Consider the following 11,536-nt stretch of genomic DNA (forward strand, 5'->3'; position numbering starts at 1 on the left):
TCGATGACATCGCCGGGGCGCACGTCGTCGTAGTTTTCGAAGGCCATACCGCATTCCTGACCCGAAGTGACCTCTTTCACCTCGTCCTTGAAGCGCTTCAGCGTTTTCAGCGTGCCTTCGTGGATCACCACGTTGTCGCGTAGCAGGCGCACACCGGCCGACCGGCGGGCAACGCCCTCGGTGACCAGACAGCCCGCAACCTTGCCAACGCCCGAGACCTTGAACACCTCTTTGATCGACGCATAGCCGATAAAGTTTTCGCGGATCTCGGCCGACAGCAGGCCGGAAGCGGCGGCTTTGATGTCGTCCACCAGGTCATAGATGACCGAGTAATAGCGGATCTCGACACCTTTCTGGTTGGCGGCATTCCGTGCCGAGGCGTTAGCCCGCACGTTAAAGCCCACGATCGGCGCGCCCGATGCTTCGGCAAGGCCGACATCGGTTTCGGTGATCGCACCGACGCCGACATGCAGCACGCGCACGCGCACTTCGTCATTGCCGATTTTTTCCATCGCCTGAACGATTGCCTCGGCCGAGCCCTGAACGTCAGCTTTAATCAGAACCGGCAGTTCCGACACGTTCTTGTCTTCCTTGGCCTTGGCCATCAGCTGATCCAGCGTGGTCGCGGCACCGGCGGCAGCACGTTTGTCCTTGGCGGCCTGATGACGATAGGCAGCGATTTCGCGCGCCTGCGCCTCGGTATCGACCACGTTCAGAACATCGCCCGCTTCGGGTGTGCCGTTCAGACCCAGAACCTCGACCGGGACCGACGGGGCGGCCTCGGGGATGCGTTCGCCCTTGTCGTTGACCAGCGCACGAACCTTGCCCCACTGCTCGCCGACGACAAAGATGTCGCCTTGATGCAGGGTGCCGTTCTGAACCAGAACCGTCGCAACCGGACCACGGCCAACATCAAGCTGGGCCTCGATCACCGCACCAGAGGCGGCGCGTGTCGGGTTAGCCTTCAGTTCAAGGATTTCCGACTGCAGCGCGATGGCTTCCAGCAGTTCATCCAGACCTTGACCGGTATGGGCCGAAACCTCGACATCCTGCACTTCGCCGGACATGGCTTCGACGACAACCTCGTGCTGCAACAGCTGAGTCCGCACCCGCATCGGGTCGGCATCGGGCTTGTCGCATTTGTTGATCGCAACGATCATCGGCACGTTGGCGGCTTTGGCGTGGTTAATCGCTTCGATGGTCTGCGGCATGACCGAGTCATCGGCCGCAACCACCAGAACCACGATATCGGTCACTTGCGCACCACGGGCCCGCATCGACGTGAACGCGGCGTGGCCGGGCGTGTCGAGGAAGGTCAGCATCGCGCCGCTGTCGGTTTTCACCTGATAAGCACCGATATGCTGGGTGATGCCGCCGGCTTCGCCAGCCACAACCTTGGCATTGCGGATCGCGTCCAACAGCGAGGTCTTACCGTGGTCAACGTGACCCATGATGGTAATGACCGGCGGGCGCGATTGCAGATCTTCGGGCTTGTCTTCGACGCTGTCGATGACGTCCTCAACATCGGCATCCGAAACGCGCACGATCTTATGGCCGAATTCCTCGACGATCAGTTCGGCGGTGTCGGCGTCGATGGTTTGGTTCTGCGTCACCATCATGCCCATTTTCATAAGCTCTTTGACGACGTCAGCAACGCGTTCAGCCATACGGTTCGCCAGTTCCGAAACAACGATGGTTTCCGGCACCTGAACGTCACGCACAACCTTTTCGCGCGATTCCGAGCCCATGGCCTTTTGGCGCATCCGCTCTTGTTTACGCTTCATCGCAGCCATCGAGCGCTGGCGACCACCTTCGCCACCCGTCAGCGCCTGGCTGACAGTCAGCTTGCCCGAGCGGCGGCTGTCGTCACGAGTCTTGGCGCGGGCCGGGCGATCGTCGCTGCGTTCGCGTTCGGTCCCGGCCGGTTTGCGCGGCGCGGGTTTCGCGCCACCACGTCCGGCATCGCCACCAGCATCGGCAGCGGCGGGCGCGGCTTCGGCTTGCGGGGCCGGTTCAGCGGCAGCTTTCGACGCAGCCGAGGCGCGCTTGCGGGCTTCGGCTTCTTCCTGCTTCTGGCGCTCTTCTTCTTCGGCCTTGCGACGCTGCGCTTCTTCCAGCTCGCGCTGCTCGCGTTCCTTGGCCTCGGCGTCGTCGCGGCGGCGCTGGCGATCTTCTTCGCGGCGCTTTTCTTCTTCTTCGCGCTGGCGCGCGTCATCGGCTTCGTTTGCCTTGGCTGCAGCCAGAGCTTTCAGTCGACGTTCCATTTCGGCATCGGAAATGCCGGCCGGACGCTTCGACGGATCACCCAACTGGGTCGAACCCGCGCCGCCTTTTGCCGCACCCGGTTTGGGAACGACAACGCGCTTGCGCTTGGTCTCGACCACGACACTTTTGGTCCGCCCATGGCTGAAGCTTTGCTTCACCTGACCAGACCGCGGTCCGCCACGGATGCCGAGAGGTTTTTTGCCGTCACTATCGCTCATGTGGTCTTAACACCCTTCCCGGAGGCCTTGCCCCCGCCCATTTTGCGAACGCCCGTAAGCTTGGCAGCATCCTCTACAACACGTCGTGTGAGTCCGCCAGCCGCAAGCGCGCCATGTATCACATGTTCCCGTCCGAAAGCCAAACCCAATTCCTCGGCGCTCAGACAGCCTATAAATGCCGATGTATCCGAGGGTAGCCGCAGCTTGGACTTGCCCCGTTCGGACCCATCGCTGGCCTGAATAAGAACGTCCGCGCCCCCACCCATCAGCCAGCTTTTTACTTTCTCATACCCGGCAACCGCCAACCCGGCCTTGCGGGCCAGCGAGATACCTTCGACCAGTCGGCGCACCAGCGCGGCCTCGACCTGTGCGAACAGATCGTCCGGCACCGTCACCGCCTGTTTTGCGCCCCGCGCGAACAACCGCTTCTTGATCGCGGTCTCCAGGGCCGCGCGATCCGCGGCAACCCAGATGCCCCGACCGGGCAGCTTTTCCATCACGTCGGGGACGATCACGTTGTCCGGACCGACCACAAAGCGGATCAGCCCGGCCTTGGGCTGAACCTCGCCTGTGGCGATACAGCGCCGTTCGGGATCGTCCCGTTTAATATGTTGGCCGCCGCGGCTCATGTTTTGCCCTCCGGGGCCTGCTCTCAGGCCTCGGCCTCGTCGCCGTCTTCTTCGGTTTCGGCGTCATCTTCTTCCGAAACCAGATCAGCCGGATCGACCCAACCCAACGCGATCCGCGCGGTCATGACCAGATTTTGAGCCTCTTCCAGAGAAACGTCAAATTTCTCAAGAACGCCCTCATCCTTGACGCGCTCGCCATTCACCGTGGTCCAGCCACCGGCCAGTTCCCAGTCGGCGCAGGTGGCGAAATCTTCCAGAGATTTCACGCCATCTTCGGCCAGAGCCTCGATCATTTGCGGGGTCAGGCCTTCGAAATTGACCAGACTGTCGACCACGCCCAACTCGCGGGCACGTTCCAGCGCCTTTTGGTTCAGGGCTTCCAGAACGTCGCGGGCACGGGCCTGAAGTTCCTGCGCGGTGTCTTCGTCAACACCGTCGATCACCAACAGTTCGTCAACGTCGACATAGGCGACTTCTTCGAGATTGGTAAAGCCTTCCGAGACCAGAAGCTGGGCAAAGAATTCGTCCAGATCCAGGTTGTCCATGAACAGCTTGGTGCGCTCGGCGAATTCGGCCTGACGACGCTCGGACTCTTCGCTTTCGGTCATGATGTCGATGTCCAGACCAGTCAGTTGGCTGGCAAGACGGACGTTCTGACCGCGGCGGCCAATGGCCAGCGACAGTTGCTCGTCCGGCACCACGACTTCGATGCGTTCGGCTTCTTCGTCCAGAACCACCTTGGTGACTTCGGCCGGTTGCAGCGCGTTCACAAGGAAGGTCGGCTGATCTTCGTTCCACGGAATGATGTCGATCTTTTCGCCCTGCAGTTCGTTCACAACGGCCTGAACCCGGCTACCGCGCATACCGACGCAGGCGCCGACCGGGTCAATCGAGTTGTCATAGCTGATGACGGCAATCTTGGCGCGCGAACCGGGGTCGCGGGCGACCGCCTTGATCTCGATGATGCCGTCATAGATTTCCGGCACTTCCATCTTGAACAGTTCGGCCATGAATTGCGGATCGGTGCGCGACAGGAACACCTGCGGGCCACGGGCCTCGCGGCGGACGTCCTTGATATAGCAGCGCACGCGGTCATTCGGGCGATAGCTTTCGCGGCCGATTTTCTCGTTCCGGCGCAGGATGCCTTCGCCACGGCCGATATCGACGATGACGTTGCCGTATTCCTCGCGCTTGACGACACCGTTGATGATGGTGCCGACGCGGTCTTTGAATTCGACATACTGGCGGTCACGCTCGGCTTCGCGGACCTTTTGCAGGATCACCTGCTTGGCCGACTGAGCGGCGATCCGACCCATTTCGACCGGCGGAACCTCGTCACGGATTTCGTCACCGATGGTCGGGTTTTCCAGATATTGCTTGGCCTGCTCGACGGTCAGCTCGGACTGATAATTCTCAAGCGCATCATCGGCCACAACCGTGCGCACCCGGGTAAAGGTGGCTTTGCCGGTCTTGCGGTCGATCGACACGCGGATGTCCATTTCGCTGCCGTAACGCGACTTGGCTGCACGGGCGAGGCTTTCCTCCATCGCCTGCACCACCAGATCGGGGTCGATCATCTTTTCGCGGGCCACGGCCTCGGCGGTTTGCAACAGCTCAAGCTGGTTTGCAGAAGTAATCGCCATTACTCACTCCTCCTCGGAAGCGTCGGTTTCAATATCGTCAAATTCGTCTTCGTCCACGATCCCGGCGGCCTTGCGGGCGCGCAGCATCTCGCGGATCAATTCGTCAGTCAGCACCAGCTTGGCATCAGTAAGCCATTCGAACTTCAGGCCGATGGTCAGGTCTTCGCCGTGCTCTTCGATGGTGATCAGAACCTCGTCGCCTTCGGTTCCGGCCAATTCGCCCTTAAAGCGCTTGCGGCCGTCGATCAGTTCACTGGTTTCCAGCTTGGCCTCATGGCCCGCCCAGACATCGAAATCCTTAAGCCGGGTCAGCGGCCGGTCGATACCGGGGCTTGAGACCTCAAGCGTATAGTTGTCTTCGATCGGGTCCTCGACATCCATGATGGCCGAAACCGCGGTCGAGATTTCCGCACATTCATCAACCTCGATCCCGCCCTCGGGACGCTCGGCCATGATTTGCAGGGTCGGAGTCTTGCCGCCCATCAGGCGCAGACGCACCAGTTCAAACCCCATGCCTTCAATCACAGGCTGGATGATCTCGGCGAGGCGCCGGTCGATGGCGGCTTTAGCGATCAGGTCGTTCATCAGGATCCAAAAACAAAAAAACGGGCGCGCGGCCCGTTGAAACTCTCCGGTGGAGCGTTGGGGTGGAAGCCAACGCACCGCTGTTGAGGGGCATATACGCCCGATGCGACGAGTCTGCAAGGGGGTGTGGTTAGATCCCCAGCATTCCGGCCTGCCGCTGCACCGCGCGGGTGGTGCGGATCAGTTCGGCGGTGATGCCTGCCTCGCTCAGCGCATGCCCGGCCAGCGGCACCATGCGCAGGTCGGCGCGGCTCCAGCGTTCGGCCAGATGCCATGACGCGGTCGGCGGGCAAACCATGTCGTAACGCCCCTGCACGATGGTTGCCGGGATATGGCTGATCAGCGGCACGTTTGCCAGAATCTGATCGTCCCGCTCCAGCCAGCCGCCATTGTGGAAATAGTGGTTCTCAAGCCGGGCAAAGGCGCGGGCGTATTCGGCGGGTGCCTCGCCCACCGGGCCGTCATGATCGATCGAGGCCAGCGCATTTTCCCATTGCGCCCAGGCACGGGCATAGCGGGTTTCCAGCATCCGATCGCCGGAAAACAGCCGCTTGTGATAAGCGCCGATCATATCCCCGCGTTCGTCCTCGGGGATCAGCGTGGCAAACCGCGCCCAAAGATCGGGCCAGAATTTACCCGCGCCGCCGCCATAGAACCAATCCAGCTCGGCCCGGGTCATCAGGAACACGCCGCGCAGAATCAGATAGGCCGCGCGGTCGGGATGGGTTTGCGCATAGAGCAGCGACAGGGTCGCGCCCCAACTGCCGCCGAACACCACCCAGCGCTCAATCCCCAAGGTCTGACGGATCAGTTCGATATCGCAGATCAGGTGCCATGTGGTGTTGTTCTCGACGCTGGCATGGGGCCGCGACCGGCCACAGCCGCGCTGATCGAACAGCACCACGCGATATTCCGCCGGATCAAAATAGCGCCGCATCGCCGGGCTGCACCCGCCACCGGGGCCACCATGCAGCACCACGACAGGAATACCATCGGGGTTGCCGCATTGCTCGACATAGACCTGATGGCCGTCGCCAACCTCCAGCATCCGCTTGTCGAAGGGCTCGACCGGCGGGTAAAGAAACTGGGTTGCGGTTTTTTGACCTGCAGACTTGTCCATAATCAAACTATATAACGCGCAACACGGCCCTGACAGGGGTGAAACGATACCTAAAGCGGAGAAAACGATGCAAGCCAGTAAAACCACCGTCGATGCCGCCGAAGTCGCCAAATTCGAGGCCATGGCCGCCGAATGGTGGGATCCCAACGGCAAGTTCAAACCGCTGCACATGCTGAACCCCTGCCGTCTGGACTATATCACCAGCCAGATCGCCGCCGAGTTCGGGCGCGACCTGACTGGGCCGCTGCCGTTCAAGGGCCTGCGCCTGTTGGATATCGGCTGTGGTGGCGGGCTGTTGTCGGAACCGATGGCGCGGCTGGGCGCGACAGTTGTCGGGGCGGATGCGGCAGGCGGCAACTTGCCGGTGGCGCGCATCCATGCCGAACACTCGGGGCTTGAGATCGACTATCGCCACACCACCGCCGAGGCACTGGCCGACGCGGGCGAACAGTTCGACGTGGTTCTGAACATGGAAGTGGTCGAACATGTCGCCGATCCGCTGGCCTATCTGACCGCCTGTCGGCAATTGCTGAAACCCGGCGGGCTGCATCTGTGCTCGACCATCAATCGCAACGCCAAAAGCTTTATGGTGGCGATCGTCGGGGCCGAAGTGGTGATGCGCTGGCTGCCCAAAGGCACGCATGAGTGGAAGAAATTCATCACCCCGGACGAATTGTTCGATCTCCTGCAACGCGCCGGGCTGACAGCGGTCGACCGCAAGGGATTCGTCTTCAACCCGGTCAGTTGGCAATGGTCGATTTCCGACCGCGATCTTAGCGTGAATTACGTTACCGCCAGCCTGAAACCGGCGTGATCGGGGCTTAGCCCTCGTCGTCCAGCTTTTGCCGCAGCGCCCGCAGAACCGGCAGCGCGCCGCGCACTTTGTCGGCCCCGATATCAGCCACGACCTCGGCGATCAGCGGCGAAATCGCCTGAATCGCCACATCCCGCGCCCGTTTCCCGGCCGGGCTGACCGAAACCAGCTTGCGCCGCGCATCGTCCCAATCGGGGCGGATATGCACGTGACCGGCCCATTCCAGCTTGTTCAGCGTGTTGGTCATCGCGCCACGGGTGACATGGAAACTTTGCGCCAACTGCGCCGGAGTGCGTTCCTCGCCCAAGCGGACAAGGTGGTTCAGAACCGAGAAATGGCTGATCTCCATTCCGCGCGGCAAGGCCTTGGTCAGACGGGTGCGCGCCAGCTGATCCGCCATGAACAGTTCGCTGAACAGCGAAACAGCAAGATTTTCGGATGAGTCACTCACGTATTGGCGCCTTAAATTTTTGATCGCTGTTCACAGAGGGCACACGGCCCCGCGCTTTGTCCACTGTCAAAAGGTCGAGGTCAACGAAAACAATATCTTCCGTTGCACCTGCATCTGCCAGAACCTCGCCCCAGGGCGAAATCGCCATGCTGTGCCCATACGAGCGGCGCGGGCGGCCTTGCCGGATCGGGTGATCGCCGGTCTGCGCCGGGGCCAACACGTAACAGCCGGTTTCAATCGCGCGGGCGCGCAAAAGCGGCTGCCAATGGGCGGCGCCGGTGACGGGGTGAAAGGCGGATGGGATGGTCAGGATTTGCGCCCCGGCTTGCGCTAAAGACCGGTAAAGCTGCGGGAACCTCAGATCATAGCAGATACTCAGACCCAGCGTGCCAAATGGGGTTTCGGCAATCACCGCCTGATCGCCGGGGCGATAACCATCAGATTCGCGGAAACTTTCACCGTCACCGATATCGACGTCGAACATATGGATCTTGTCATATTGCGCCGCGATGTCGCCCGAAGGCGCAATCAGGAACGACCGGTTGGCGAACCGCCCATCCGCATCGTCGGTTTTCAACGCCAACGACCCGATCAACAGCCAGATCCCGGCCTGCGCCGCCTGATCGCGCAGCGCGGCAAGGGTGGGATCATCGTCCTGGGTACGCAGCACCTGTTGCTGAACGGCGCGGCTGGTCGACACGCAATTGGTAACTTCGGGCGTCAGAACGAACCCGGCCCCTTCCTGAACCGCGTGACGCAACAGGTCTTGCGTCGCGATCAGGTTTTCCGCCGGGTCATCGCCCGAGTTCAGTTGCAGCAGTGCCGCCCGCACCGCTCAGGCGGCCAAAATCGGGTCAAGCTTGCCCATACGCTCAAGCGCATGCAGATCGTCGCTGCCGCCGACATGCTGGCCGCCGATAAAGATCTGCGGCACGGTCCGCCCGCCATTGGCGCGCTGCACCATCGTGGCCCTCAAATCAGGGTCGCCTGCCACGTTGATTTCGACAAACTCTATGCCTTTCTGGGTCAGCAAACGCTTTGCCATCACGCAATAGCCGCAGGTCGGGGTCGTATAAATCTCTACGGTTTTCATCAAAGTCATCCTCTGCTTGAGGCCATATATAATTCGTCAAAGCTCTTTCGCAACGCGTGCAAGCACCAGAACCGACACTTTTTCTGCACCTGCAGCATCACAGGCACAGGCCGCTGCCGCCAGCGTCGCACCCGAAGTCATCACATCGTCGATCAACAGCACATGCCGCCCCCGGATCAGATCGACCCGCCGCGGATTGGCGCGAATCGCGCCTGTCAGGTTGGCAAAGCGTTGCTCGGCAGGTTTGTGATCCTGCGATTGCGTCTGGCGCGGGCGTTGTAACAGATCGGGGCAATGGTCCAGACCGGCCCCCTTAGCGACCCTGTCCGACAACAACGCCGACTGATTATACCGCCGCCGCACCAGCCGAAACCGATGCAGCGGCACCGGCGCAACCAGCATCCCCGGTTTCAGGATCGGCGCCCCCGCCCGCAGCATCCACCCCGCCGCCGGGATCGCCAATTCGGTGCGGTCGCCATGTTTCAGCGCCAGAACCAGCCGGCGCGCGTTGTCTTTGTAGACAATCGCCGCCCGCCCGCGCGTCCATGGGCGATCCAGCGTCATACAGTCATCACAGCGCAGCGACGGGTCACTGTCTTCGCCCGGCAGCGGCACACCGCAGCAATCGCAGACCAGCCCGCTGATGAAATGCGTGTCGCGCCAGCATGTGCCGCACAGGCCAAAGGCGCAGTCGACCAAGGCGCCGCAAGAAACGCATTGCGGCGGGTAAATCAGTTCAAGCGCACTTTGCAATCTCATGCGATGCCTTCTACATAACGGCCAAAGGACAATGCCGATGACCCAAGCCCCTGCCCTGACCGACCGCGCCGCCCTGACCCGGTTCCGCGCCCGCGCCCGGCGCCGCGCCGAGCCGGCGTTTTTCCTGCACGACGAGGCCGTGGATGAGATCAAGGAAAGACTGACAGAGGTTAACAGAACCTTTACGGCACCTGCGGTCGTGTCGGCCTTTCCTGAGATCTGGGGCGCGGCCTTTGCCGATGCGGTGCATGTCAGCGATCAGGATACGCTGGATCTGCAACCCGGCGCGCATGATCTGGTGATCCACGCGATGTCGTTGCATTGGGCCAATGATCTGGTCGGGCAACTGGTGCAATGCCGGCGGGCACTCAGGCCGGATGGGCTGTTTCTGGGGGTATTTTTCGGCGGCCAGACCTTGCAGGAATTGCGCGTCGCTTTGGCTCAGGCCGAGGTTGCCCTGACCGGAGGTTTATCCCCCCGCGTCGCGCCGATGGGCGAAATTCGCGATCTGGGTGCGCTGCTGCAACGCGCCGGGTTCGCCCTGCCGGTGGCCGATAGTGCCGCGCGGCTGGTGACCTATCGCTCGCCCCTGCATCTGATCGACGACCTGCGCGGCATGGGCGAGGTGAACGCCCTGTCCAGCCGCCACCGGGTCGCCCCGCCCCGCGCGTTGTTTTCCGAGATGGCCCGGATTTATCACGACACCTATGCTCAGCCCGATGGCCGCATCCCCGCGACCTTCGAGACGATCTTTCTGACCGGCTGGGCGCCCGACGAAAGCCAGCAGAAACCGCTGCGCCCCGGCAGCGCCAAAGCCCGGCTGGCCGATGCGCTGAAGACCTTCGAAATGCCGCTGGCCGATCCGATCAAACCGCGCGACAATTGACCGCTGGCCAAAGCGCGCTATCTCGGGCCCAATCCCATAAATGCCGAGGACAAAATGACCAACACGCACCTGCCTGCGGATCACCCGACCCTGCCGCGCCCCAAGATCGGGGTGCTGCTGGCCAATCTCGGCACGCCGGACAACTATGACTATTGGTCGATGCGCCGCTATCTGGGCGAGTTTCTGTCAGACAAGCGGGTGATCGACTATCCGTCTTGGAAATGGCAACCGCTGTTGCAGCTGATCATCCTGACGAAACGGCCATTTTCCTCGGGCAAGGCCTATCAGTCGATCTGGAATCACGACAAGGGCGAAAGCCCGCTGATGACGATCACCCGCGATCAGACCGAGGCGCTGAAATCAGTGCTGGCCCAGACCTTTGGCGATCAGGTGATGGTCGATTTCTGTATGCGCTATGGCAACCCGTCGACCGAATCCAAGGTTCAGGCGATGGTCGATGCAGGCTGTGACAAGATCCTGTTCTTCCCGCTGTATCCGCACTACGCCGGTGCCACGTCGGCCACCGCCAACGATCAGTTCTTCCGCGCACTGATGGGGCTGCCATGGCAACCGGCGGCGCGCACCATTGCGCCCTATTTCGACAATCCGGCCTATATCGACGCTCTGGCCCAATCGATCGAGCGCGCCTATGCCGCCGCGCCGCAAGCGCCGGAAAAGCTGATCGTGTCCTATCACGGCATGCCGAAACGCTATTTGATGCAGGGCGATCCCTATCACTGTCAGTGCCAGAAAAACACGCGCTTGCTGAAAGAGCGCCTTGGCTGGGATGACAGCCAGATCGCCACCAGCTTCCAATCGGTCTTTGGCCCCGAAGAATGGCTGCGCCCCTATACCGTGCAAGAGGTCGCCCGGCTGGCGCGCGAGGACGGGATCAAGCGGCTGGCGGTCATTGCCCCGGCGTTTTCCGCCGATTGCATCGAGACGCTGGAAGAAATCAACGAAGAGATTCGAGAAAGCTTTGAACATGCCGGCGGTCAGCAGTTCACCTATATTCCCTGCCTGAACGACGACACCGCGCATATTGCGATGCTGGCCGGGGTCGTGGCCGATAA

12 protein-coding genes are annotated in these 11,536 nt (G+C 61.6%); 3 read left to right on the forward strand and 9 right to left on the reverse strand.

All coding sequences use genetic code 11. From position 1 onward, the window contains the following. From infB to pip, 5 genes are all read right to left on the reverse strand, one after another. A partial coding sequence (gene infB / locus ABYW26_RS03965) for a translation initiation factor IF-2 (protein ID WP_372603499.1) occupies window positions 1-2,483 on the reverse strand: 2,483 nt, incomplete at its 3' end. Then, on the reverse strand, window positions 2,480-3,112 hold the full coding sequence (locus ABYW26_RS03970; protein WP_372603500.1) for an RNA-binding protein: 633 nt from the start codon (window positions 3,110-3,112) through the stop codon (window positions 2,480-2,482). The genes ABYW26_RS03970 and infB, both read right to left, overlap by 4 nt. A gap of 23 nt (window positions 3,113-3,135) precedes the next feature. Beyond that, window positions 3,136-4,755 (reverse strand): transcription termination factor NusA, encoded by a 1,620-nt coding sequence (gene nusA, locus ABYW26_RS03975; protein WP_372603501.1) that lies wholly within the window; start codon window positions 4,753-4,755, stop codon window positions 3,136-3,138. A gap of 3 nt (window positions 4,756-4,758) precedes the next feature. Continuing rightward, window positions 4,759-5,340 carry a ribosome maturation factor RimP gene (rimP, locus tag ABYW26_RS03980; RefSeq protein WP_372603502.1) on the reverse strand — a complete coding sequence of 194 codons (582 nt, stop codon included), beginning with the start codon at window positions 5,338-5,340 and terminating at the stop codon, window positions 4,759-4,761. A gap of 130 nt (window positions 5,341-5,470) precedes the next feature. After that, window positions 5,471-6,460: a prolyl aminopeptidase gene (pip, locus tag ABYW26_RS03985; RefSeq protein WP_372603503.1), complete on the reverse strand. Its 990-nt coding sequence runs from the start codon at window positions 6,458-6,460 to the stop codon at window positions 5,471-5,473. A 67-nt stretch (window positions 6,461-6,527) separates the two neighbouring features. On the opposite strand from pip, the gene ubiG reads away from it, so the two are divergent. Continuing rightward, the gene (gene ubiG / locus ABYW26_RS03990; RefSeq protein ID WP_372603504.1) at window positions 6,528-7,274 is read left to right on the forward strand and encodes a bifunctional 2-polyprenyl-6-hydroxyphenol methylase/3-demethylubiquinol 3-O-methyltransferase UbiG; all 747 of its coding nucleotides are present in this window, start codon (window positions 6,528-6,530) and stop codon (window positions 7,272-7,274) included. Window positions 7,275-7,281: 7 nt separating this feature from the next. Here the strand turns inward: ubiG and ABYW26_RS03995 are convergent, their stop codons facing one another. Genes ABYW26_RS03995 through ABYW26_RS04010 form a run of 4 tightly spaced genes read right to left on the reverse strand, consistent with a single transcriptional unit; the run spans window position 7,282 to window position 9,577 of the window. Continuing rightward, the gene (locus tag ABYW26_RS03995) at window positions 7,282-7,674 is read right to left on the reverse strand and encodes a MarR family winged helix-turn-helix transcriptional regulator (protein ID WP_372603510.1); all 393 of its coding nucleotides are present in this window, start codon (window positions 7,672-7,674) and stop codon (window positions 7,282-7,284) included. Between the two features lie 43 nt (window positions 7,675-7,717). Continuing rightward, the gene (locus ABYW26_RS04000; RefSeq protein WP_372603505.1) at window positions 7,718-8,557 is read right to left on the reverse strand and encodes a carbon-nitrogen hydrolase family protein; all 840 of its coding nucleotides are present in this window, start codon (window positions 8,555-8,557) and stop codon (window positions 7,718-7,720) included. Between the two features lie 3 nt (window positions 8,558-8,560). Then, window positions 8,561-8,818 carry a glutaredoxin 3 gene (gene grxC / locus ABYW26_RS04005; protein ID WP_372603506.1) on the reverse strand — a complete coding sequence of 86 codons (258 nt, stop codon included), beginning with the start codon at window positions 8,816-8,818 and terminating at the stop codon, window positions 8,561-8,563. A gap of 36 nt (window positions 8,819-8,854) precedes the next feature. Beyond that, window positions 8,855-9,577 (reverse strand): double zinc ribbon domain-containing protein, encoded by a 723-nt coding sequence (locus tag ABYW26_RS04010; protein WP_372603507.1) that lies wholly within the window; start codon window positions 9,575-9,577, stop codon window positions 8,855-8,857. 37 nt (window positions 9,578-9,614) lie between these two features. On the opposite strand from ABYW26_RS04010, the gene ABYW26_RS04015 reads away from it, so the two are divergent. After that, entirely contained in the window at window positions 9,615-10,463 is an 849-nt protein-coding gene (locus ABYW26_RS04015) for a methyltransferase domain-containing protein (protein ID WP_372603508.1), read from the forward strand. A 54-nt stretch (window positions 10,464-10,517) separates the two neighbouring features. Continuing rightward, window positions 10,518-11,536 (forward strand): ferrochelatase (gene hemH / locus ABYW26_RS04020; RefSeq protein ID WP_372603509.1); only part of this gene is annotated, 1,019 nt, incomplete at its 3' end.

Origin of the sequence: Actibacterium sp. (assembly GCF_041584535.1) — a bacterium.
Taxonomy (GTDB): Bacteria; Pseudomonadota; Alphaproteobacteria; order Rhodobacterales; family Rhodobacteraceae; genus Actibacterium_D.

Excerpts from the sequence above, each read along its gene's own strand:
- ABYW26_RS03970 (WP_372603500.1), bottom strand. The coding sequence starts at position 3,112 with ATGAGCCGCGGCGGCCAACATATTAAACGGGACGATCCCGAACGGCGC.
- nusA (WP_372603501.1), bottom strand. The coding sequence starts at position 4,755 with ATGGCGATTACTTCTGCAAACCAGCTTGAGCTGTTGCAAACCGCCGAG.
- rimP (WP_372603502.1), bottom strand. The coding sequence starts at position 5,340 with ATGAACGACCTGATCGCTAAAGCCGCCATCGACCGGCGCCTCGCCGAG.
- pip (WP_372603503.1), bottom strand. The coding sequence starts at position 6,460 with ATGGACAAGTCTGCAGGTCAAAAAACCGCAACCCAGTTTCTTTACCCG.
- ubiG (WP_372603504.1), top strand. The coding sequence starts at position 6,528 with ATGCAAGCCAGTAAAACCACCGTCGATGCCGCCGAAGTCGCCAAATTC.
- ABYW26_RS03995 (WP_372603510.1), bottom strand. The coding sequence starts at position 7,674 with ATGGCGGATCAGCTGGCGCGCACCCGTCTGACCAAGGCCTTGCCGCGC.
- grxC (WP_372603506.1), bottom strand. The coding sequence starts at position 8,818 with ATGAAAACCGTAGAGATTTATACGACCCCGACCTGCGGCTATTGCGTG.
- ABYW26_RS04010 (WP_372603507.1), bottom strand. The coding sequence starts at position 9,577 with ATGAGATTGCAAAGTGCGCTTGAACTGATTTACCCGCCGCAATGCGTT.
- ABYW26_RS04015 (WP_372603508.1), top strand. The coding sequence starts at position 9,615 with ATGACCCAAGCCCCTGCCCTGACCGACCGCGCCGCCCTGACCCGGTTC.